Raw genomic sequence first — 22249 nt, forward strand, 5'->3', positions numbered from 1 at the left:
CGGCGACGCGTGCCTGCCCGCCCCCGACGAAGGCGCGTAGAAGGGGCCCCTGCCGCGCCCGGCCGGGGGCCCCTCACTCCCCCCGTTCATACGGCGCCGAGCAGAGCGCGCCGCATCCAGGCCAGGGGAACACCGGGCCACGATGGAGCTCCGCATGCCGGGGCCGCGGGTGACGGGAGACGAAATTGATCAACGTGGGCGTTCAGTACTGCGGCGGCTCGGTCCTGATCAGCATCGACGGAACACTCGATGAGGACGCGGACGAGGTGCTCCGTCAGGCTCTGAGCCGTGTCATCACCGACGAGAGGGACCTCTTGGTGGACCTGCATGGGGTGACGGCCATGGACACCGACGGCCTGTTCCACCTCTTGGCCCTGCACCGGCGCGCCGAAGGTCGGCGCCTGCGTGTGGTGGTCACCGGCTGGCAGCCCCAACCCCAGCAGCTCATGGCTGAGGTGGCCGGGATCCCGGGGGCAGGGGCGGCCGCCGGCGAACGGTACGCGGTGGCGGGCTTTCGCCGGCTCCTCGAGGACCGGGCCCAGCGGGCACGCGACCAGGCCGACTTCGCCGCCGGCTGGCTGCCCCGCGCCTAGCTCAGGATCCGAGACTGCGGGCGAAGGACTACGACGGCCAGGGATCCATCCGGCGCTGGGCAAGCCCTTAGCGGACCTGGGCCCCCGTCCGGCGCGGCTTGCCCAGGCTCCCCTTGGGCTTGCCCAGCCGCTCAGGCTTGCCCGGCGGCCGGCTCCCACAGCGGGTGGGCACGGCCGGTGCCGTCGCAGTGGAAGCACCGGCCGCCCCCGGGCGTGCTGCGAGCCCCGATGGTGTCGACTGCCTCGCGCAGGAGCCGGGTGAGGCCGTCGACGTGGGCCGGGTGCAGGGCCAGTTCGTGGCGCTTGCCGACCAGGACCTCCAGTGCGACCCCGGGCCCGGCGTAGCCCAGTTCCGCGGCGACACCGTGGGTGACCGTGCGGATGAGGTCGTGGAGGTGGCCCATCGTCTCCATCCCGGACAGCTCGACCCGTGCGGTGAAGAGGAGGTCGTCCGGGTTGGTGAGGGACAGCAGTGCCTCCGGTCGCTCGAACGGCACGAGGCGGCCGACGGGGTCGCGGTGGGACGCGTGAAGGCGCGCCAGGGCCAGCCACATGTCGCCCGCATCGCTTTGCCCGGGCGCGGCCGGGTTCTCCTGCTTGCTTCGTCTCATGGCTCCGGTCTACAGCCAGCGAGGAGGCGTCGGCCGCCTTCAGGCCGTCGCGTCCCAGCCGGTGACGCTGCGACCTTGGGAGCCGTCCCGCCACGCGATCCGGGCGCTGGGCAAGCCATTCATGCCGAGCCGCGTGCCCAGCAGTACCCCGTGACCCATCGGCAGGCCAGGCGTGACCGATCCTCCTCCCGCGATCGGTCAACCAGCACGTCAGGGCCGTGACCGGTCCGTGCAACTCCTGATCGAGCCGGTGACCGGCCATCGGTCACCGGTCAGCCGTCTCCTCACCGGGAGGCGCCGGGCCGACCGTGACCGACGTCCCCTGCCGACAGGCCCCAGCCGGGGTGAGCAAGCCGGGGTGTGGGGTGGCTTGCCCAGGCTCCCCTTCGGCTTGCCCTCGTGATGCAGCCGATGCGGTAGCCCGGATGGCTGCCTCCACCTGCTGAGCGGCAGTGGCGCAACCATGGTGGAGGCATGGCCGCCAAGCTGATCGTCTACCCGCCCGACCAACAGGGGTGGCGCCGGGTCCGCTACGACGGCGTCGCCATCGGAGTCGCGCACCGCCCATCCGACATCAGGGTCTTCCTGGCCGCCGCCGGCCTGGAGAATGCCGAGGACGTGGACCTGACCGATCCCGACTTCGTGGAGTGGAGGGGTGCCGGCCCCGAAGCGTGGGAGCCGACGCCGTAGCGGCCGGGCCGGGTGTCCGGCCGGACGGGAGACCTCCGGCCGCAGCCCGCAGGCCTGACCTCACCGTGCCTTCGGGAGCGCGGCCAGGGCACGGCGTTCCTCGCCGCGGCCGTTGCCGATGGCTTTATTCACGGGTTGTGAAGTCAGTTGTTCACGGGTTTGGGAGGCGCCCAGATCCACGGTCGGGTGATGTTCACGAGTTTTGAAGTCACCGGGGTGCTTGCCAGGGCAGCATCGGGATGCTCCCGGTGAAAGGGCCTGGTCATGCCGCAGATGTCGAAGGTCGAGCTGTACGCGGCGATCCGGCGCGACCACCGCGGCGGCATGAAGATCCGGGAGATCGAGCGCAAGTACAACGTGTCGTGGCGGACGGTCCGCAAGGCCGTCGACTCGGTCTGGCCGGAGCCGAGGAAGCAGCTGCCGCCGCGACCGACCGGGCTGGATCCGTACAAGCTGGTGATCGACGGGATGCTCCAGGCGGATCTGGACGCGCCGCGCAAGCAGCGGCACACGATCACGCGGATCTTCCATCGCCTGGTCGAGGAACACGCGGCGGACGTCTCCTACCAGATGGTCCGGCGCTACGTTGCCGATCGGAAGCCTCAGATCCTCGTCGAGTCGGGAAAGGCGCCGGTCGAAGCGTTCGTGCCGCAGACCCACCATCCCGGTATGGAAGCCGAGGTCGACTTCGGCGACGTGACCATCCGCCTCGCCGGCGAGCTTGTGACCTACTATTTGTTCTCCTTCCGCCTGTCCTACTCGGGCAAGGCCGTCCACCGCGTCTTCGCGTCCTGCGGCCAGGAAGCCTTCTTCGAAGGGCACGTTCACGCCCTGCGGACGCTGGGCGGGGTCCCCCAGAGCAAGGTCCGTTACGACAACCTGAAGGCCGCCGTCGCCCGGGTGCTGGGGCTGAGCCGGGCCAGGGTGGAGGCTGACCGGTGGATCGCGTTCAGGTCGCACTTCTCGATCGAGAGCTTCTACTGCAGGCCGGGCATCGAGGGCGCCCACGAGAAGGGCGGAGTGGAGGGACAGATCGGCTACTTCCGCCGCAACCACTTCACCCCGGTGCCCGAGGTCGACACGCTGGCCGAGCTGAACGAACTCGTCGACCAGTGGGATCTTCATGACGGGCGGCGCCGGATCGGCTCGCGGCCGCGGACCATCGACGAGTACTTCGAGACCGAGCGCCCTCTGCTGCTGCCGCTGCCCGAGGAGTCGTTCGAGACGGGCCGGCTCTTCACTCCGAGGGTCGACCGCTACAGCCAGATCGCGGTCCGCACGAACCGCTACTCGGTGCCGGTCCGGCTGATCGGCAAGCGGGTCCGGGTCGTGCTCCACGCCTCTCACCTGGTGGTTTATGACCAGAACGTGGAAGTGGCCCGGCACGAGCGGCTGATCGCGAAGGGCGGCTGCCGCCTGGATCTGGACCACTACCTCGAGGCCCTGATCCGTAAGCCGGGTGCTTTCCCCGGCGCCACCGCACTTGAACAGGCCCGCTCAGCAGGCAAGTTCACGCCGGTCCATGACGCCTGGTGGGACGCAGCGGTCAAGGCTCACGGAGACACCGCCGGCACCAGGGCCCTGATCGAGGTGCTGTTGCTGGCCCGCCACGTCTCGCACGAGCACCTGGTCGCCGGTCTGGCGACTGCCCTGCGGGCTGGGGCCCTGACCGCGGACGCGGTCGCGCTCGAGGCACGCAAGGTCGCCCAGGCCGAGGACGAGTCGGCCGGTCACGCCTCGCGGGCCGGCGCCGCGGGTGAGGCGACGGTGACGTTTCTGCACGAGTGGCGGCTCGCGCATCTTCCCCCGGACACCAGGCCGCTGCCCTCGGTGACCCACTACGACCAACTGCTCCGACGCCGTCGCGCCAGCGGCGGTGAACACCGCGAGGGAGAAGCACAGTGACCCTGCCCCGCCAGCGAGGACTGACCGAGCAGGCCGCCACCACGGCCATCGACACCGCCTGCCGCCTGCTGCGGCTTCCGTCGATCAGGAACGAGTTCGCCGACATCGCCGACCGGGCGATGAAGGACCAGATGACCTACCGCGGCTTCCTCGCCGAACTCCTGATGGCCGAGTGCGACGACCGTGCCCGACGTCGGTCGGAACGACGGATCAAGGCGGCCGGCTTCCCCCGGGACAAGTCGTTGCGGACCTTCGACTTCGACGCGAACCCCAACATCGACGCGGCCGCCATTCACACCCTCGCCAGCTGCGAATGGATCAAGAAGAGCCAGCCGCTCTGCCTGATCGGCGACTCCGGGACCGGCAAGTCCCACATGCTGATCGCGCTCGGCACCGAGGCAGCGATGGCCGGCTACCGGGTCAAGTACGTGCTGGCGACGAAGCTGGTCAACGAGCTCGTCGAGGCCGCCGACGAGAAGCAGCTGACCAAGACGATCGCCCGCTACGGCCGCGTCGACCTGCTCTGCATCGACGAGCTCGGCTACATGGAACTCGACCGTCGCGGCGCCGAACTCCTCTTCCAGGTCCTGACCGAACGCGAGGAGAAGAACAGCGTCGTCATCGCCTCCAACGAGTCCTTCGGCGGTTGGACCAAGACGTTCACCGACCCCCGCCTCTGCGCGGCCATCGTCGACCGCCTCACCTTCAACGGCACCATCATCGAGACCGGAACAGACTCCTACCGCCTCGCCAGCACTCGAGCCCGCGCCGAAGCCGCGGCCAGCTAGCTCCCGCCAGGGCCGTCGGCCACCTCTCCATCCTCACGGGGAGTTGGCCAGCGGCCCATCAGCGCGAAGAGCGGTCCGCTACTCGCCAGGGGACGCAGGCTCTGGGTCAGGCACTGGCTGGCCGACGTCGGATGGCCAATTAGGGCGGAAGTGTTCGACCAAGGCTGTGAAGTCGTCCCGCAGATACCGAGAATCGCACGGCACCAGCCGGATCTGTTGGCGGCTGTCAGCCCAAAAGATCTTGAAATCGGCAACCGTGCCTTCCGCTGGCCAATCCTCGATCTCGCCTGACAGCCACAGGGCGTCGACAAACCCTCCGACGCTCAGGCCGATGTCCACGAAGATCCCGATCGTACCGGGCCGGGGAACCAGCACCACGGTGCCTTCGAATACCTGCCCGAAGCGCAGGCCCCTCCGGATCCGAGTCCACTCGGCATCTGTCACCACCAACAGATCATCGCACCTTCGTCAGGGACGCCAGCATCCGGGACTCAACGTGAACCGAACCAGCTTCCCCTCAGGATGTTCGCCTCAGCGACACGGCACTGCCGCTACTTCTCATGAACATCCACGAGCCAGATGCTGACCAACCGCTGCTGAAACCCATCGACAAACGCTGCTGCTGAACGTGAACAAAGCCAACCTCCCGGACGATGTGGTGGTGCTGGCCCGTCTGCTGCCGGTAACGCTCTCCGTCGTGGAACCTGCGGAAGGCGATCTGCTGGACAGAGCCCTCCAGGTGCTGCATTCGGCGGGGTGGGGACAGGTCACATGGATGGCACTCAGCTGGCCTGCGGTGCCCGAGCTCGACCTCGGCCCAGAGCACGCCCGGACCGGGATCCAGGCCTGCTTCGGAATCGACGCCAACCACGGACCACACCGTGTACGTCCACGTCCATCCCCTCGCAGAAGAACGGGCGCAGCACCTCGCCCGGCAGATCGGACACCGTGTCGTCGGTCCTTCGGAGCCCGGGTGGTAGGCCCGGGCCGGTTTTAATCGCACGGGCCTTTCGCCCTTCAAACCGATCGCAGAAGGGCGGCAGCATTCTGATGATTCAGCTGCGAGAACACCAGGTCACGCAGGAGTCAGCGTTCCGGAAATGGGTTGGATTCTCTGCAAGATCTTCTGTGCCCGCTCAGGGGGTTCGGGGCACGATCGTGTCCGCGACCGGCTCGGGAAAGACGATCATGGCCGCCGCGTCCGCGCTGGAGTGCTTCCCGGGCGGCCGGATCCTCGTCACGGTGCCGACGCTGGACCTCCTCATGCAGACCGCGCAGGCGTGGCGCAGGGTCGGGCACCGGGCTCCGATGGTCGCGGTGTGCTCGCTGGAGAACGACGCGGTCCTGGAGCAGCTCGGGGTGCGTACGACCACGAACCCGATCCAGCTCGCCCTGTGGGCCGGGGCGGGGCCGGTCGTCGTGTTCGCCACGTACGCCTCGCTGGTGGACCGGGAGGACGTCGACGCACCCGCGGGCGAGGGGAAGGTGCGGGGGCCGCTGGAGGCCGCGCTCGCGGGCGGGGACCGACTGTACGGTCAGAAGCTCGCCGGCTTCGACCTCGCGGTCGTGGACGAGGCGCACTCCACCGCGGGTGACCTCGCGCGGGCGTGGGCGGCGATCCACGACAACACCCGCATCCCCGCGGCCTTCCGGCTCTACATGACCGCCACCCCCCGCATCCTGGCCGCCCCGCGGCCGCGGAAGGGCGCGGGCGGGTCCGAGCCGGTGATCGCGAGCATGGCCGACGATCCGGACGGCACCTACGGCGCCTGGCTCCCGGGGGCGGAGCTGGGGTTGTCGGAGGCGGTGGAGCGGGGGATCCTGGCCGGGTTCGAGATCGACGTCCTTGAGATCCGCGACCCCGACCCCATCCTCGGCATCTCCGAGGACGGGCTGCGGGGGCGGCGCCTGGCCCTGCTGCAGGCCACGCTCCTGGAACACGCGGCCCGGCACAACCTCAAGACCGTCATGACCTTCCACCAGCGGGTCGAGGAGGCCGCCGCGTTCGCCTCGAAGCTGCCCGAGACCGCGGCCGAGCTGTACACCGCGGCAGGCGCGGACGAGGGGGTGGCCGCGGCGGCCATGGAGCAGGCAGCGCTGCTCCCCCGCTCCTCGATCGGCGCCGAGCCGTACGAGCTCGAGGCCGGCCGCCACGTCCCTCCGGACCGGGTGTGGGCGGCGTGGCTGTGCGGGGACCACCTCGTCGCCGAGCGGCGTGAGACCCTGCGGCAGTTCGCCAACGGCATCGACGCCGGGGGGCGGCGGGTGCACCGGGCGTTCCTCGCGTCTGTACGCGTCCTCGGCGAGGGCGTGGACATCACCGGCGCACGGGGTGTGGAGGCGATCTGCTTCGCGGACACCCGTGGGTCGCAGGTGGAGATCGTGCAGAACATCGGCAGGGCGCTCCGCCCCAACCCGGACGGGACCACGAAGGTCGCGCGGATCATCGTGCCGGTGTTCCTGGAGCGGGGTGAGGATCCCGGCGACATGGTCGCCTCGGCGTCGTTTGCACCCTTGGTCGCTGTGCTTCAGGGCCTGCGCTCGCACGATGCCCGCCTCGTCGAGCAACTCGCCTCCCGGGCCCTGTCCCGGGGACGGCACGAGCGGCAGGTCCACGTCCAGCGGGACGAGGACGGCCGGATCACCAGCGCCGCGGCCGGCGCCGGGGCAGGGGCAGGGGAGGGCGGCGCGGGTCAGGAGCAGGACGGTGCCGGCGCCGCGGCCGCGTCGGCGTTGCTGCACTTCTCCAGCCCGCGCGAACCCGCGACGATCGCCGCGTTCCTGCGGACGCGGGTCTACCGGCCCGAGTCCCTGGTCTGGCTGGAGGGTTACCAGGCCCTGCTGCGGTGGCGGGCCGAGCACGGGATCACCGGGCTGTACGCGGTCCCGTACGACACCGAGACCGCGGTCGGGGTGACCGAGGCATTCCCGCTGGGGCGATGGGTGCACCAGCAGCGCAAAGCCCTGCGCGGCGGGGAGCTGGAGGAGCGGCGCAAGATCCTCCTCGACGCGGCCGAAGCCGGCATGGTTTGGGAGCCCGGCGAGGAAGCGTGGGAGACCAAGCTCGCCACGCTCCGCTCCTACCGGCGGGCCCACGGGCACTTGGCGCCCCGGCAGGACGCCGTCTGGGGCGAGGACGGCGAGCAGCTCGCGATCGGACAGCTCATTGCCAACCTCCGACGCGCCGGCGGCCTCGGGAAGAACGAGGAGCGGGCCCGCACCCGCGCGCAGCAGCTGGCCGCGATCGACCCGGACTGGGCGTGCCCGTGGCCGCTCGACTGGCAGCGGCACCATCGGGTGCTGGCCCAGCTCGCCGAGACTGAGGCCGACGGCCGGCTCCCCGCGATCGCGCCCGGGGTGCTCTTCGACGGCGACGACCTCGGCAGGTGGCTCACCCGGCAGACCCGCAACTGGACACAGCTCTCCGCCGAGCAGCAGGAACGGCTGACCGCGCTCGGCGTACGAGCCGCCGCAGCCTCGGCCCCCGCCCCGGCCGCGGGCGCGGCGAAGGGCGGCGGTTTGGGGAAGGCGCAGCAGGCCTTCCAGCGGGGCTTGGCAGCCCTCACGCAGTGGGTCGCGCGGGAAGGCGCCGACCGGCCCGTCCCCCGCGGCCACGGCGAGCCGATCGCGGTCGACGGCGAGGCCGAGCCGGTGATCGTGAAGCTCGGCGTATGGATCTCCAACACCCGGGCCCGCCGCGACAAACTCGACCGAGCCCAGCTGGACGCGCTCGCCGAACTCGGGGTTGAGTGGGCCAGGTAGATCAGGGTCCGGTCGAAATGCGTGGAGGCGACAGAGAACCGCTGCGAGAATCCTCCCCATGCCCAGCACCACCGTGGAAGAGCTCCTCAACAACGTTGGCGGACTGTCGCCTGAAGTCGCGCAGCAGGCTGCCGGCCACATCGACGAATGCCGACGGCTGCTCGCGACGGGCACCGACATGGACGCCGTGCAACAGCACCTGAAAGACCAGGACGTCAGTATCCTCCTGGCACTCCTGATCACCACCAGACTGCTCGGAGACCACCCCAGCAAACTGCGCGCAGCCCGCGAGATCGTGGAATGCAGCCCAGCACGAACGCCGGGAAGCCCGTAGAAGGCCATCGTGCGCGGTACATCTCCCGCAGAGGCCGACTGCGATCGGCCCGACCGGCGCAGCTGGCCGCGGCTCGCCGAACTCCGTGAAGTGGGCGCAGTAGCGGGGCAGCTTGCGGGCCCGGACAGGGCGCCCAACTCCGTGAAGCGTACATATCGCGTACATGTGGCGTGCGTCGGATGGTTTGCTTCGGGTCCGCTGCCGGGCGGGGTGTGGCGGTCTGTTGGTGGCGGGTGCCAAGGCCTTTGGCGGGCTGTCGGGGTGGTGGTCGGGTTGGCGGGAGCGGGGTAGCGGTGCGGGCCTCTGGGTCCTTGGTACAGCCCGGATTACGTGGATACGGGAAGGAGCCAGCGCGTATGTTCAGGGATCGAGGCCGGGAGGGTGCAGTGCGGGAAGAAGAGGGACGGGCCGGGGTTGCCGTGAAGGGGCCGGAGGCGGGCTCCGGGAGCAGGGGGATGTCGGTGAGCCGGGCGGAAGAGGATCTGATCGCATACGTGCGCGCCCGCGCCGAGGAGACCAGTGCCGCTGGGCGCCAGGCTGCGGAAGTCTGGGCCTACGCTTCGGTCTATCACCTGCTCCTCGATGTCGGCCGGCTGTTCACCCCCGCTCCCCTGCCCGCCTCGCTGTCCCCGCGGTTTCCCGGGTTCTGCTTCTCCAACGCGACGGCAGCCTGCCAGGAGCAGTCCGGCAGGAACCTGACCTACGTGGAGGGTTACGGTTCGACGCCGGTCGACGGCCACGGCACTGTTCATGCCTCCCACGGCTGGGCCTCCACTCCCGCAGGCGACGCCGTGGATCCGACCTGGCCCCACCGGGACGGTCTCGCCTACCTCGGCATCCCCTTCGCCGACCCGGACGACTGGCCGCACCCCCTGCTCGGCGGCGGACTCCTCGTCGAAGCACGCACCCTGATCCCCATCCTCCGACACGGCCTCGATCCTGCCCAGCTGGCGCCTCTCGGACGACCCCTTCCCCTGCTCACCAGCGGGCTCCGCCGGCCCAGCGAGCCCAGCCGGTCCGGCGGGCGTGGGTAGGTCCTTGGCTGCGGCGGGCGCCGGCCGCCTCACTTCGCGGCGGTCGCCGGGCTCGGCGGGGTGGCGCTCTGGCAGGCGGAACAGGCCGGTACGGCCCGGCAGGAGGCGCGGCTCTCTTTACCTGCGTGGATGTACTTGGGCCGGCCGCCGCGCAGCCGATGGCCAAATCGGAAAAGCTCGATGAGGAGAGAAAGGGCTGACGTGTGTCAGAAAGAAAGCCCCGTAAACACGGCGGAGACACCGCGAGAGCAGACGAGAGCGGATACCGGACCGGAAGCGCGGGACAGGGCCGAAGCCGCGCTGATCGCGCACCTGCGGCTGCTCGCCGCCACCATCGCCGGACCCGACTCGGCCCCCGTCACGGAGAGCTGGGCCCACCCGTCCGTGTACCACCTGCTCCTCGACGCCGGCAGATACTTCACCCCCGCCCCGCTCCCCCAGACAGTAGTCCGCGGACCGGAAAGAGAGTGCTTCGCGAACGCTGCCGCGCTGGTACGCGAGCACCGGATGCCTTCAAGGTTGACGTACTGCGAGGGATACGCCAGCACCCCGATCGCCGGAACAGACGATTTCCCCACCATGCATGCCTGGGCCAGCACCACCCAGGGCACAGTCGTGGACCCGACCTGGCCACGCCCCGGCACCGCCTACCTCGGTATCCCCATCACCAACCCCACAGCCTGGCCCCCGCCCCGCTTCGGCACCGGCATCCTCCAAGACCCAGCCAACCTCCTCACCATCCTCCGCGACGGACTTGCCACCACCTCCCTGCCCAACCGCGGACGCCGCACAGACTCATGACAGCGGACCGCCCACACCTGGCGGGGACGATCCTCATCCGGCACACGGCTGGCGGGAAGAACCCGGCCGACATTGCTGACCACTGGCCGTCTGACCGGGGTAACCGAGACAGGCGACCTGCTCGTAGGTGATCTCCTTCGCCTCCAGAAGCGATCGCGGTGGAGGGCGAGACCACGCCGGTGGTCGTGAAGCTGGGCGTGTGGATCTCCAACACCAAAAGCCCGCCGTGGCAAACTCAGCACCGACCAACGCGTGGAGCTGGGCGCGGAGTGACATCCAGGCTGGCGAGCAGCCCGGTCAGTACTGCTGTCACGTCCCGGTCTGCGGGACCGGCCGGCCACCAGCCGCCCTGTTCCTTGCGGTACGGGTACCAGCGTCCATCGGTGCCCAGCCGTAGCTGGACCTCGTGTCCGATCACCGTCAGCCGGTTGCGCGTGGTTCGCAGTCCTGGGGGCGGTTCGCCCTCCCATGCTCGCTTGATCGCCTCGCGGGCCAGGTTGAGTTGCGAGGGGTCCGGGTCCCACGCGTCGTCCAGGACCGGCAGGGCTGCGGCGCCGCCCTGCTGCCAGGCCCGTACCGTTCGTGTGAGCGCCTGTGGGGTGCGGCCTGCGTGCCTGCAGAGCCGGGCGAAGACTTCCGATGGGGGTGCGGCCGCCGCGAGGCGTACGAGATCCTCGGCCGCGGTGAGGCTGGCCGGGCCGGTGGGCCGGTGCGGGACGTCGTGGTGCAGGGCGGCCTGGTGAAGCAGTCGTGCCGCGCGGGCGGCCGTGTCGGCCGCCAGAAACTCCAGGGCCGACGGGTCCAGTCCGGGTATGGGGTCGCCCGCGGTCGCGAACGATGCCACCTGCCCTGGGCGGTCAGCCTCGGGCGGCGGGGCAGGGAGGGCCGCTATCCCTGCGCGGGCGGCGGCGTACACGTCGCGGGCGGGCACACCGAGCGGTCCGGCCGGGGAGGGTGCCTGCGGCGCGGCGTCATCAGCCGCCGCCCGGACGGCGTTGCGCCGCTGGAGCTCGTCCATGAGTTCGCGCTCGCCGCGCCCGCGCAGCAGAAGCAGAACGAACGGGTCCTCGTCGAGGAGGCGGGCCACCTGGTAAAAGACTGCGGCGGCGTGCTTACAGGGGTAGCCCCAGTCGGGGCAGGAGCAACTGGGGGTCAGTTCGCCTTGCCGGGGCAGCAGTCGGACACCGGCCAGGGCGGCGTCGTCGACCAGCGTGGTGGGCATGTCCCGGTCGAGCAGGGCCGCGATATGCCCGGCCTGGGCAGCGGCGGTGTCCAGCAGCAGCTCCCAGTCGCGGGGGCTGAGTTGGGGGATGTCCATGGAGGTTCGGTACGGCGTGGGCCGGCTGCCCTGGACCCGGGCTGCCACCCGGCCGGGGGTGACGGTGATCTCACCGACGTTGCCGCCGCGCGCGTAGGTCCGCCCCCTCGCGAGACGCCCCGTCGCCAGGCGCTGCTTGCCTTCCAGAGCTTCCACCCACGCGTTGCCCCACCAGGACTCGGCGAAGGACCGCCGCCCCCGGGCCGGAGACAGCGGCGGGAAGGTCCGGGTACGGCCGTCGTCGGCCTTCTTCACGACGCTGCGGCTCATCGGGGGCTCACCTGAAGTCGGACCAGGTCGGCCAGTTCGGCGTCGGTCAGCTCGGTGAAGGCCGCTTCACCGCCGCTGAGTACGGACTCGGCGAGATCTTTCTTCCGTTTGAGCATCTCGGCGATACGGTCCTCTACCGTGCCCTCCGCGATCATGCGGTGCACTTGTACCGGCTGGGTCTGTCCGATGCGGTAGGCGCGGTCGGTGGCCTGGTCCTCCACGGCGGGGTTCCACCAACGGTCGAAGTGGATGACATGCCCAGCCCTGGTCAGGTTGAGGCCGGTACCCGCGGCTTTGAGCGAGAGGAGGAAGACGGGGGCCTCGCCGTCCTGGAAGCGCCGCACCATCTCCTCGCGCCGGCTGACCGGGGTGCCGCCGTGCAGGAACTGGACGGGCACCGAGCGTGCTCTCAGGTGCGCCTCGATCAGCCGGGCCATCGCGGTGTACTGGGTGAAGACCAGCACCGCGCCGTCCTCCGAGAGGATCGTGTCGAGGAGTTCGTCGAGGAGTTCGATCTTTCCGGACCGGCCCGCGATCGTGCCGCCCTGTTCCTTCAGGTACTGGGCGGGGTGGTTGCAGATCTGCTTCAGGGCGGTCAGCAGCTTGACCACCAGGCCGCGCCGGGCGATGCCCGCGCTTCGCCCGATCTCGGCCAGGGTCTCGCGGACCACCGCCTCGTAGAGTGCGATCTGTTCCTTCGTCAGGGCGACCGTCCGGTCCGTCTCGGTCTTCGGCGGCAGCTCGGGAGCGATCCCCGGGTCGGACTTCTTGCGGCGCAGCAGGAACGGCCGCACCAACGCGGCGAGCCGTACGGCCGCCTGCGGGTCCTGTCCGCTCTCCACATCCCGGGCGTAGCGGTCGCGGAACACCTTGAGCGGGCCCAGCAGGCCGGGGGTGGTCCAGTCCAGCAGCGCCCACAGTTCGGAGAGGTTGTTCTCCACCGGTGTGCCGGTGAGGGCGACCTTGGCCTGGGTGCCGATGGTGCGCAGAGCCTTGGCGGTGGCGGAGAAGGGGTTCTTCACGTGCTGGGCCTCGTCCGCGACCAGCAGGCCCCAGGCGCCCGCCGCGGTCAGCTGCTCAGCGTGCAGCCGCATCGTGGCGTAGGTGGTGAGGACGAATTCGCCTGCCGCCAGGTCGTCCAGGCTGCGGGCTGGGCCGTGGAAGCGGCGCACGGGCGTGCCCGGGGCGAACCGTTCGATCTCGCGGCTCCAGTTGCCGAGCAGCGAGGTCGGGCAGACCACCAGGGTCGGCCCGGACAGGCCCGGGATGCTCTGCCGGTGCAGGTGCAGTGCGATCAACGTGATGGTCTTGCCGAGGCCCATGTCGTCGGCGAGGCAGCCGCCGAGTCCGAGCGAGGTCATCTGGTGCAGCCAGGCCAGACCGCGCAGCTGGTAGTCCCGCAGGGTCGCCTTCAGCGCGGCGGGCTGCGCGAGCGGTGCCCGTCGGGCGGTGGCCTCGGGGTCCGCGAGCCGTTCTTTCAGTTCGGCCAGCCAGCCGCCGGCCGTGACCTCCACCCGCTCCCCGCCGACCTCCACGCTGCCGCTCAGGACCGCGCCCAGCGCCTGGACGGGGGTGAGCTGGCGGTCCTTGCGGTCCCTGGCCCGGGCCAGCACTTCGGGGTCGATCAGCACCCACTGGTCGCGCAGTCGCACCACGGGCCTCTGCGCCTCGGCAAGCCGGTCGAGCTCGGCGATTTCCAGCTCGCGGCCGCCGACTGTGAGCTGCCAGCGGAAGGTGAGCAGAGTGTCGGCGCCGAGCATGGACGGCAGGTCGGAGCCGGCTTTGTCTGCGGGCTCGACCACGGCGCGGGCGAGGAGTTCGCGGGCCAGCTCCTTCGGCCAGTGCAACTGGATCCCCGCGGCGGCCAGAGGGGCGGCGGCTTCCCCGAGGAGCTCGGACACCTCGGTGTCTGAGAGTTCCAGCTCGGCGGGAGCCACCGCGGTGAGCAGCCGGCCCAGCGGCGGCCAGGCCCTGGTGGCCCGGCGCAGCGTCAGCAAGGTGTCGATCTTCGTACGCGGACCGAAAACGCCGCCGGCCGCTGACCGGCCCGACCAGATGTCCGCGGCGTCGGCCACCACGGTGGCATCGCCGAGGCTGTGCAGCTGGACGACAGCGCGGAAGGGACTGCCCTCGTCTTCGTCTTCCCAGGCGTCGGCCCAGTCGTCTGGATCGCCGGTGTCGTGGCGGTCGCGGGCCGGCAGGCCGGGGAGTTCCAGCCGCAGCGAGACTCGCACCCCGACGTCGAGCCCGGCGGCGACCTCCGCCGCCCAGCCGCGCTGGTGGGGCACCGGCTGCGGCACCTGAGCGGTCCAGGCCGTGGCGCCGGCGGCCGCCGGCGCGGCGGGCGTACGGGGCAACGCATCGGCCACCGCATCGAGGAAGGCCCGCAGCAGTTGCTCGGCCTCTGGCAGGCGAACCGGCGCCGGACCGGCCAGCGGCACCGCCCGGGCCTCGGGCGGCATCGCAGCAGCCAACTCCCGCACCCGCACCACATCCTGCTGGTCGAACGGCCCGATACGCCAGGCATCGAAACCTGCGGGGCTGACACCGGGCAAGAGCCTGCCACGGGCGACCAACTGCAAAGCAAGCACGCTCGCCGCGCCCCAGAACGCGGCGGCCCGGTCCGCACCCGGCACACCGCGCATCCGGCCGAGTGCAGGCAGGGCCTGGGAGACCGGCACCATCATGGCTTCGACATCACGGCGCCGCACAGAAACGCCATGCGGCCTCACCACGGTCAGCCGGCCGGTCACCACAGGCGGAGCGTGACCGTCGCTACGCCAGAAGGCCACCCGGCCAAGCCGGGGCGGGTCAGCAGGCAGGAAAACGGCGGCACAGGCAGCCAGCTCCCCAAGCCGGGCCAGGTCCACGACAGCCGGCGGGGCGCCGAATATCTCGTCGTTGAAGGTGACGTCGACGGGGGTGGCGGTGACACGCGGGACGGTTGCCACGGCAGTGAGCTGCTTTCAATCCGATTGCACGGCGGGTACCAGCCGCCCGCCGAGCGTAGCCGAGACCGGGGCTTGGCCGCCGCCCAACCCCGATCCCCGGCCAGGGAGCCAGACGGGGCGACGGCCAGAGCCGGCGGCCCTGTAGCGGGTGGTGACAACTGCTGTTAGCCGTATGCCGATACCGGTCAGCTGGGTGCTGGATACCTGGGACACCTGAGGCCTCGGTGACGAAGCAGGCCGCCTGTGCCGGCGGTGAGAGGAGAGGGGCATGCGTATGGAACGACCGCTTGCCGAAGACGCCGGCAAAGGCCCGGCGGCCGTATTCCTACCGGGGACGGGGCGGGCGGCGGCGATGCCCCGGCTGGTGGCCCTGGAGGAGCAGGGGGAGTTGACGTCGGCGCACGTGCGGCTGGTCGCCCAGGCGTTGGGGAAATCGGAGCGGACGGTATGGCGGTGGCTGGCCGCCGCCCGAAAAGATCAGCGGCTCGCCCGGGTGGAAGCGTCGCACTTCGCCGTCACCGCTGAGATCCGGCGGTTGCTGGCGTTGTGGGGCGGCAACGCCTCACGGGTCCACGCCGAGCTGCTGGAACGGGCGGCCAAGGATCCGGACGGGGCGGTAGTGCCGTCGTTGTCGACGCTGCACCGGGCGATCCGCCGGGACCTGAGCCGCGGCGAGCGGGCCGGGCTCAAGAGCGGGGAAGCCGCGCGGCGCGCCCACGACGTGTTCGGCCAGCGGCCCCCGACGCACCGTAACGCGGTCTGGGAGGGCGACCACAAGCACGTGCCCGTCGAGGTCGACTTAGAAGGCGAACTGGCCACACCATGGGTGACCTGGTTCATCGACTGCGCGACCAAGGTGGTCACCGGGGTCGCGGTCACCGCCCACGCGCCCAGCCGGGACGCGGTGCTGGCTTGCCTGCGGATCGCCGTCACCCGGACCGAACCGTTCGGACCGGTCGGCGGGCTGCCGGGGCAGATCCGGGTCGACCGCGGCAAGGAGTTCCTGTGCGCCACCGTCACCGCCGCGATGGGCGCGTTCGCCGTCCCCGTGCGGGACCTGCCGGCCTACACCCCGCATCTGAAGGGCACGATCGAGGCGCTCACGACGCGGTGGAGGAGATGTTCTTCGTCTCGCTCCCCCGCTACACCCACCGCCAGACCCTGACCGGCGGCCGGACGGCGGACCCGGACGCCCCGCCGCTGGTCTACGAGGCGTTCGTGGGCCTGCTGCTGGACTGGGTGGCCTGGTGGAACACCCGCCACCGCCCCGCCGCCCTGAACGGCAAGACCCCGCTCCAGGCGTGGCAGGCCGATGCGACCCCGCTCACCGACGTGCCCGCCGGGCAGCTGGCGACCTTCGCGCTGGAGGACGACGGCCGCACTTACACGATCCCGACCAGCGGCGTGCGGTGGCGCCGCCGCAACTACCTCGCCCCCTGGATGAACGGCCACACCGGCACCAAAGTCTCGGTACGCCACCTGCCCCACCACGACGACGCCATCGAAGTCTTCGACGCCGCCACAGCGCTGACGATCTCCTCGATCAACACGTCGCTGCCGTCAAAGTCGGCCGGCGGCCGCGACAGGACCCGAGCCTGACCGTGCCGACCGCTCAGACCGGCTGCACCCGCTTCATCCGGTGGCATGAACACATTCAACGGCCCCCGCATGCCGACGTCACCACCCTCAGGGGTGGTTCCGAAGTCGGCCGGGCGTGGTCGCCGGAGGCATCAGGCCGCTGGCCTGGTAGTGCGCGGGCCTGCAGGGGGTGGGCCTGACGCCGGGACGTGGCACCGCGGTATGCGGTGCGGGCCGCCCGATCAGGCCCGGGGGGATAGGCGGAAAGGGGCGCACGGCCAGGCGTCAGGCGAGAGGAACGGTTTCCCGGAGGCTCAGGGGAGACCTCCGAAAACGGGCGTTCCCGCCCCGGACAACGAGCCACCCCGCATACAGATGCGGGCACCCGCCCGGCCGGTCGTTCCTGTCCCGCCCCCGTGACGGGCAGAGACGACCGGCCGAACGGGCCCCGGGCACTCGGGGCGCCCGGGGACCACAGGTGTGTGCATTCCCTACCCCGTTCCAACGACCGCGGGAGACACCCGGTACGGGCGACCCTCGTCAGGGCTGAGGCGCGGGCGCCGGAAGGGCGGGGCGGGGCGTAGGAAGAATGGGGCGGCCCGGTGGTACTGCCCCCGACGTAGCGGGCACCAGGCCTGACCCACACACCCATGACGGTGCAGGCTGGCCCCGACCCTAACCGGCGCTCGGGCCACACCTGGCCGGCGGGGGCACCACCGCTGCGGAGAGAAGGCCAGGTCCGCCACCCATTCCCGGGCCTGCGTCAGCTCCGCGCAGCGGATGCCCCCACCAGGACGCCACTTCCCCCACCGGTCAGGCGCCGGAGGCGGTACCCGCCTCACGGGGCGGCATGCCGCCGGACCTCTTCCGAGGGCCACGCCAGCGGCCCGACCACGGGCGCAGCGACGCCCCGAGCGTTCCGACCCCCAGGGCTGCCAGCGCGTGGGGGTCCTCGTCGGTGGACCAGCCGGACAAGCACTCCTCGCCGCCTGCGTCGCCGGCCAGGGTCAGCCACGGGGTCATCGAGGCGGAACTACCCACGTCCCCACCATGGCGGGCCGAATCGACCACCCCGGCCCCCAAACCGGGCGGCTCCTCCCCCGAACCCCCGGGACCCCACCCCCGGACCCCACCCCGCCAGGGCCGCCAACGGCCCCCCTACGGCTTTGTGGCCTGCGCGAACCCCCCAGCACCCCGCCAGTTCGACCACCACCACCACCAAAACACAGTGAACTGATGGACCATCAGAGAGCTACGAGAATTTGGAGCGTCGCTTTGAATGATCGAATAAGGGCGTTCAATTCTTATCCATAAAGCGCCGATGAAGCTAGTTCTATCAATTGCTAGAGGGTCGTTCATTCATCAAACATCCCACGATCTGTGTTATGCTAACAGCATGCAAAGCCAGCAACCACAAGGGGTAGTTGGCTATTTTTATTTTAGGAATATTGGTGGATCTTGATACTATTCTACAAATTCCAGGAGCCGTTTTGGCATGCCTTACACTAGCTAAACCACTATGGGATGGATTGCGAAGCTTTTGCGCAAACAGGAGGAGCCGACCTTAGGTCGACTCCTCTTCTCGTTGGGGGGCACGTCAGGGGTGCTCGGTGGGGTACCCATCGAGTGCTCAGAGGGTGCTCACAACGCCCAGCCTCCAGAACGGTATTAGCGCTCTGAACTGCGCTTATGAGTCGTGAGGCTCATGGGTACCGGGGGTGCTCACGGGGTGGTCACCCGCCTCGGGCGCGGTCAGAGGTTCACGGCCTCAGTGGCTTCGGCAGCCTGAGCGGCCAGCAGCCAGCCTGCGACCTCATCACGGTCTACAGCAGGCCGATCGTCTCGGCCAGCCACCGCGGACCGGGTTGGTCCCCGAGTGCAAGGGAGGCAAGGCCGACGCTCAGGACCTGCGCAGTGATCCCAAGTTGCACGAAAATCTTCAAATCCGTGGATATGGTGCCCCGCCGGGCTCCGTACGAGGCCGCAGCGAGAAACAGGATGTCCATGACAACCCCGAGGACCGCGTAGAGGGCCATGTCCGCCCCGGAGGGCCCGGGGTCTGCCGCGATGCCGGCTCCATACGCGGTTCCTGAACCGGTGAAGAGCGCGAAGAAGGTCAGGCCCCCTACGAGCTGCGTAAGCGGCAAAAGCATGCCCGTAAACTGCGCGGCGGCGGCGCCCAGCCCATAGGCAGCCTTGACCAGCAGGGCATCCCCGTCAGGAGCCGCCCTTGTGCTGGCCTGGTGACCGCCCTCGGGGTCGGGTGCCCGCAAGCTTGGCGGGTAGGCGGAGACAATCCTCTTGTGGGCGGAGTGGAACGCGGCGATCTCCGGTGCCGTGGCTCCCAGGCTATCCACGATGCGTTGCAGGTGCTTCCAGTCGGCGGGTACCTCCACGCCGCCCAGCCAGTGGTGCACCCCCAAGGTCGCCCACCGGGGGTCCTTCTCATCGTCGAAGAGCTCCCTGAGTCGTCGGCTCGGCCACTGTGTCATTCCACCGGCCCTGTGCCGGAGCTCTTGCAGGGCGGTTCCCAGGTCTTCCGGCGTCGTGGCGTACTCGGTGAGTTGATGCACCCTCGCAAGGGTCTTTTCGCCCGGGGACGCCTGGATCGGTACGTAACGCACGATCCGGGGCGGCTGTTCGATCATCAGGTACTTCGGGTTGTCCTGGGGTTGTTCCGGGAGAACTCGAGACCCCGAGGTCGCGGCTTCCTCCGGTTGTTCCGGGGCAAGCGCGGGATCCGGGACCTGGGCCTCTTCCGGTTGTTCCGGGACAACGCCAAAGTCCGCCTTCCACTGGTCCCCACCGATGTCGGTGAACACTGCACGTCGGCGTTCTTCCTCCGGCCCCGTGTCATCGGCTTGTTCTGGAACTACCAGGCCGGGATCCTGCGGTGCGGGGTCGAGGCCGATCAGGTCCTCGAGGTCGTCGAGTTCGTCGTCCTGGGCCTCCAGCTGTTCCTGAGCCGCCTGAAGAACGTCTCGGATCTGCTCCAGCGGCGGGAGCCCCAGGTCGTCCAGGCCCGCGGCCGAGAGCTCCGGGGCGCCATGCGTGGTCTCCTCGTCTATGCGGTTCACGGCGAGGCGCTCGCGGGCGACCTGCTGCTCGGCGGCCAGACGGAGCTGGTAGGCCTTCTCCTCCGCCCGGCGGGCGTGCTCGAGCTTCTCGTCGGCCTGGCGCCGGTACTCCCGGGAGACCTGCAGTTCGCTCTCCAGCTCGGCGCGGACGTCCTCGCGGGCTCGGTCCCGCTCCACCTCCAGCACAGTGCAGCGTTCCTGGAGGACGGAGACCATGTCCTCCAGCTGCGCGCGCCTGCGTTCGGAGGCCGCGAGCTTCTCCAGCGCTTCGATCTGCCGCATGCGTGCGTCGTCCAGCCGCAGCAGGGCTTTGGTGACTTCGTCAGTGCCCCGCACCACCGGCACCGGCACCGGGGCCTGCCCGGGTGCCGACGCATCGCCCAGGGCGGCCTCGGCCTTCTTCGCGGCTGCTAGGAGGCGCAGGCCCTCCGCCTCCTGACGGTCACGCATCGCGGGCTCCGCCACGTAGTAGCGCTCGACCACGGCCTTGAGGAGCTCCTCGGACGGCAGGCGGCTACCACTGCGGAACTCGCTCCAGGAGGTCGTGCTGTAGGCGAAGTGCTCCTGAAGCATCCGGACCGCCTTGCCGAGCGTCACTTTGCGCAGCCACACGGCCAGCTCGTTCGCCTGCTCGGTCCGGCCCCGTAACGCGCCCAGCGGTCGCGCCATGGCTCCCCCGCATCCTGTTGTCCCCGGGAACAACCCGGGGATTGTTCCCGATCTTCGGCCCCCACCTGCAAGGACTGTCATCGCCCGCAGCGGACAATCACACCATCGAAGACGGTGAGACCTCCACCCGATCAGACGATCACAGGAGGCCCGTCGTGACCACCCCTAACACCACCCAGCCCCCGCGCCGTTCCTGGCCCTACGCGGTGGTCGCCATCACCGTCCTGGCCATTCAGCAGGGCTGGGACGCCCAGCAGGTCACCACCCTCGCCGTCAGCCTCCTCGTCCTCGTCGCCGTGATCACCTCCGCAGGACGCGGCAACGACTAGCCGGCCATGTCTGGCAGCCGAGACCGCCGAAACGTTCCGCGCCCTGGCGGCGGACACCTCCCTGCTCTTGAGCGCGGACCGGGGGCGGAGACTGCGCAGGCGGATGGTCAAGGCCACCCCCTGGACGCAGGCCCGCGCCAGACGCCCGGCCCGAAGCGTGCGCCCTGCCCAACCACAGTTGGGCAAACTGGGTTGGCCAAGCCAGTTGCGGGACCCCTGGCGCTGCGCGCCAGGGAAGGGACACCCGCCTCGCTGCGCTCGGCGGGCCGGCCTTCGGCCGGTTCGCCTGCGCTGCCCTCCGGCGAGTTGACCCCGCTTCGCGGGGTCCGGGCTCGCTGGGCTCGCCCTTGGGGTGGTGGTCCGCTGCGCTCCCCACCACCCGACCCGGACTCGCTGCGCTCCCTTGGGAAACAGGCGCTCCGCGCCCGTTCGGGTCCGGTCGCTCCGCTCCCCGACCCCAGGGCCCGCTGCGCGGACCGGCCGGCAACAGGAAGGGGGTCCGCGGGTTGAGAAGTAGCCGCGGAGGTCACCCGTTTAGGTGCTCCCAGAGGACCGGCGGCTCCGGCGAATCCTCTTGACCAGGGCAAGGAAGATTTCATGTCTGAAATGGCCTTGTCCTAACTTTGAGACTCCCCGCGCCCCCGCCCGATCTTCTGCTTGATTAGGCATGAGCCAAGGTCGGACCGCACCACCACTGCCGAGAAGGCTCGCCTGCCATCCCGGGCAGTCGGCTGCGAATGCAGGCCACCTAAAGGAGACGGACAACTGTGATGCAGTGTGTAGCTTTCCGAGAACTTCCCCAGAACTCAGCCCCTACAGCCCCTGACGGTCCCGCTGCGACGCTCTGACCAGTGAATATGGTCAGAGCGAGAGCGGCCGAACGCTTCCCTCGGAGCCGCACGGCCCCTGCGCAGGCCCCCGCCCGGCGGAGCAACTCGAACCCCAACCTGAACGACAACCGCAGCATCTGACGAGACGTCAGATAAATTCGGCGAATTTAAACGTCGCATTGATCGGCGCCCAGAATACCCAAGGAGGGTTGGAATATAAATTCCTGATGCTTTGAAGGGTCACGCACACCGATTATCCAGGCCTTCGATTCTAATATTATCCGCCTAAATGAGGTGTGACCTTTCCCAAGCAGCGTGGAATTGCCCTGAAGGCCGTTTGCCGACTGAATGAACGCCACAGGGATCAGCGGAGCATGCTCCGGCTTCGGGCTCTCCGTGGAGCCTGCGCATCGTAGGCTCCTGAACTGGGCCAATGTCAGGATGAGTTGCTTTGGGTGTATTCGTTCTTCTGCTCAATTGGCGTGTCTCGCCTACGGGGTGCCCACACTTCGGCCCTCACCTGCACAAACGTCCTGTTACGGAACGCAAGTAGGGACTGACGTCAGGGGGGTCGGCAGTTGAGCAACCGGGCCTTCGTGGTGCCTGATTGGACACACCTCGGACGACCCGTTCGAGGGTAAGGAGCGGGCCTGCCCTACCCAGAGATCTTTGGCGGGATCAAGGCGGGGCAGGCCCGGGAGGCCAAGGA

General features: G+C 69.9%; 17 protein-coding genes. 11 read left to right on the forward strand and 6 right to left on the reverse strand.

The genetic code is table 11. The features are described 5' to 3' along the window. Positions 1–194: 194 nt before the first annotated feature. A complete protein-coding gene (locus ACFWW8_RS31005) occupies positions 195–593 on the forward strand; it encodes an STAS domain-containing protein (RefSeq protein WP_386534073.1) in 399 nt (132 codons plus the stop codon). Between the two features lie 131 nt (positions 594–724). Here ACFWW8_RS31005 and ACFWW8_RS31010 read toward each other — a convergent pair whose 3' ends face one another. Further along, positions 725–1204 carry a hypothetical protein gene (locus tag ACFWW8_RS31010; protein ID WP_386534076.1) on the reverse strand — a complete coding sequence of 160 codons (480 nt, stop codon included), beginning with the start codon at positions 1202–1204 and terminating at the stop codon, positions 725–727. A gap of 474 nt (positions 1205–1678) precedes the next feature. Between ACFWW8_RS31010 and ACFWW8_RS31015 the strand changes: the two genes are divergently transcribed. From ACFWW8_RS31015 to istB, 3 genes are all read left to right on the forward strand, one after another. Next, positions 1679–1894, forward strand: a complete 216-nt coding sequence (locus ACFWW8_RS31015; protein ID WP_386534078.1) for a hypothetical protein — start codon at positions 1679–1681, stop codon at positions 1892–1894. Between the two features lie 273 nt (positions 1895–2167). Beyond that, a complete protein-coding gene (gene istA, locus ACFWW8_RS31020; RefSeq protein WP_386534143.1) occupies positions 2168–3799 on the forward strand; it encodes an IS21 family transposase in 1632 nt (543 codons plus the stop codon). Beyond that, on the forward strand, positions 3796–4587 hold the full coding sequence (gene istB, locus ACFWW8_RS31025) for an IS21-like element helper ATPase IstB (RefSeq protein WP_386534081.1): 792 nt from the start codon (positions 3796–3798) through the stop codon (positions 4585–4587). Before istA ends, istB begins: the two co-directional genes overlap by 4 nt. Positions 4588–4665: 78 nt before the next feature. Here istB and ACFWW8_RS31030 read toward each other — a convergent pair whose 3' ends face one another. After that, entirely contained in the window at positions 4666–5034 is a 369-nt protein-coding gene (locus ACFWW8_RS31030; protein WP_386534084.1) for a hypothetical protein, read from the reverse strand. Positions 5035–5637: 603 nt separating this feature from the next. Between ACFWW8_RS31030 and ACFWW8_RS31035 the strand changes: the two genes are divergently transcribed. The 4 genes from ACFWW8_RS31035 (at position 5638) to ACFWW8_RS31050 (ending at position 10518) form a co-directional block, all read left to right on the forward strand. Next, entirely contained in the window at positions 5638–8349 is a 2712-nt protein-coding gene (locus ACFWW8_RS31035) for a Helicase associated domain protein (protein ID WP_386534087.1), read from the forward strand. A gap of 58 nt (positions 8350–8407) precedes the next feature. Then, a complete protein-coding gene (locus ACFWW8_RS31040; protein WP_386534089.1) occupies positions 8408–8683 on the forward strand; it encodes a hypothetical protein in 276 nt (91 codons plus the stop codon). 455 nt (positions 8684–9138) lie between these two features. Then, entirely contained in the window at positions 9139–9717 is a 579-nt protein-coding gene (locus ACFWW8_RS31045) for a hypothetical protein (RefSeq protein WP_386534092.1), read from the forward strand. A 201-nt stretch (positions 9718–9918) separates the two neighbouring features. Further along, the gene (locus tag ACFWW8_RS31050) at positions 9919–10518 is read left to right on the forward strand and encodes a hypothetical protein (RefSeq protein ID WP_386534094.1); all 600 of its coding nucleotides are present in this window, start codon (positions 9919–9921) and stop codon (positions 10516–10518) included. Between the two features lie 235 nt (positions 10519–10753). On the opposite strand, the gene ACFWW8_RS31055 is transcribed toward ACFWW8_RS31050, so the two are convergent. Then, positions 10754–12106 (reverse strand): SWIM zinc finger family protein, encoded by a 1353-nt coding sequence (locus ACFWW8_RS31055; RefSeq protein WP_386534097.1) that lies wholly within the window; start codon positions 12104–12106, stop codon positions 10754–10756. Continuing rightward, complete coding sequence (locus tag ACFWW8_RS31060; RefSeq protein WP_386534146.1) at positions 12103–14793, reverse strand: DEAD/DEAH box helicase; 2691 nt, start codon at positions 14791–14793, stop codon at positions 12103–12105. The genes ACFWW8_RS31055 and ACFWW8_RS31060 overlap by 4 nt, the downstream gene beginning before the upstream one ends. 538 nt (positions 14794–15331) lie before the next feature. Here ACFWW8_RS31060 and ACFWW8_RS31065 point away from each other — a divergent pair. Beyond that, the gene (locus ACFWW8_RS31065) at positions 15332–16222 is read left to right on the forward strand and encodes a transposase family protein (RefSeq protein ID WP_386534100.1); all 891 of its coding nucleotides are present in this window, start codon (positions 15332–15334) and stop codon (positions 16220–16222) included. After that, positions 16177–16656, forward strand: coding sequence for a Mu transposase C-terminal domain-containing protein (locus ACFWW8_RS31070; RefSeq protein WP_386534103.1), 480 nt, complete (start codon positions 16177–16179; stop codon positions 16654–16656). The genes ACFWW8_RS31065 and ACFWW8_RS31070 overlap by 46 nt, the downstream gene beginning before the upstream one ends. Positions 16657–17448: 792 nt before the next feature. On the opposite strand, the gene ACFWW8_RS31075 is transcribed toward ACFWW8_RS31070, so the two are convergent. Next, positions 17449–17676 (reverse strand): hypothetical protein, encoded by a 228-nt coding sequence (locus tag ACFWW8_RS31075; RefSeq protein ID WP_386534106.1) that lies wholly within the window; start codon positions 17674–17676, stop codon positions 17449–17451. Positions 17677–18458: 782 nt separating this feature from the next. Further along, positions 18459–20381: a hypothetical protein gene (locus ACFWW8_RS31080; protein ID WP_386534109.1), complete on the reverse strand. Its 1923-nt coding sequence runs from the start codon at positions 20379–20381 to the stop codon at positions 18459–18461. A 155-nt stretch (positions 20382–20536) separates the two neighbouring features. Here ACFWW8_RS31080 and ACFWW8_RS31085 point away from each other — a divergent pair, with 155 nt between their 5' ends. Further along, on the forward strand, positions 20537–20710 hold the full coding sequence (locus ACFWW8_RS31085; RefSeq protein WP_386534112.1) for a hypothetical protein: 174 nt from the start codon (positions 20537–20539) through the stop codon (positions 20708–20710). Positions 20711–22249 lie beyond the last annotated feature (1539 nt).

Source organism: Streptomyces sp. NPDC058701 (assembly GCF_042715295.1).
Taxonomy (GTDB): domain Bacteria; phylum Actinomycetota; class Actinomycetes; order Streptomycetales; family Streptomycetaceae; genus Streptomyces.

Coding starts and splice junctions, on each gene's coding strand:
- ACFWW8_RS31015 (WP_386534078.1), top strand. CDS start 1,679: ATGGCCGCCAAGCTGATCGTCTACCCGCCCGACCAACAGGGGTGGCGC.
- ACFWW8_RS31070 (WP_386534103.1), top strand. CDS start 16,177: ATGTTCTTCGTCTCGCTCCCCCGCTACACCCACCGCCAGACCCTGACC.
- ACFWW8_RS31060 (WP_386534146.1), bottom strand. CDS start 14,793: ATGATGGTGCCGGTCTCCCAGGCCCTGCCTGCACTCGGCCGGATGCGC.
- ACFWW8_RS31040 (WP_386534089.1), top strand. CDS start 8,408: ATGCCCAGCACCACCGTGGAAGAGCTCCTCAACAACGTTGGCGGACTG.
- ACFWW8_RS31065 (WP_386534100.1), top strand. CDS start 15,332: ATGGAACGACCGCTTGCCGAAGACGCCGGCAAAGGCCCGGCGGCCGTA.
- ACFWW8_RS31055 (WP_386534097.1), bottom strand. CDS start 12,106: ATGAGCCGCAGCGTCGTGAAGAAGGCCGACGACGGCCGTACCCGGACC.
- ACFWW8_RS31035 (WP_386534087.1), top strand. CDS start 5,638: ATGATTCAGCTGCGAGAACACCAGGTCACGCAGGAGTCAGCGTTCCGG.
- ACFWW8_RS31045 (WP_386534092.1), top strand. CDS start 9,139: ATGTCGGTGAGCCGGGCGGAAGAGGATCTGATCGCATACGTGCGCGCC.
- istA (WP_386534143.1), top strand. CDS start 2,168: ATGTCGAAGGTCGAGCTGTACGCGGCGATCCGGCGCGACCACCGCGGC.
- ACFWW8_RS31010 (WP_386534076.1), bottom strand. CDS start 1,204: ATGAGACGAAGCAAGCAGGAGAACCCGGCCGCGCCCGGGCAAAGCGAT.
- ACFWW8_RS31080 (WP_386534109.1), bottom strand. CDS start 20,381: ATGGCGCGACCGCTGGGCGCGTTACGGGGCCGGACCGAGCAGGCGAAC.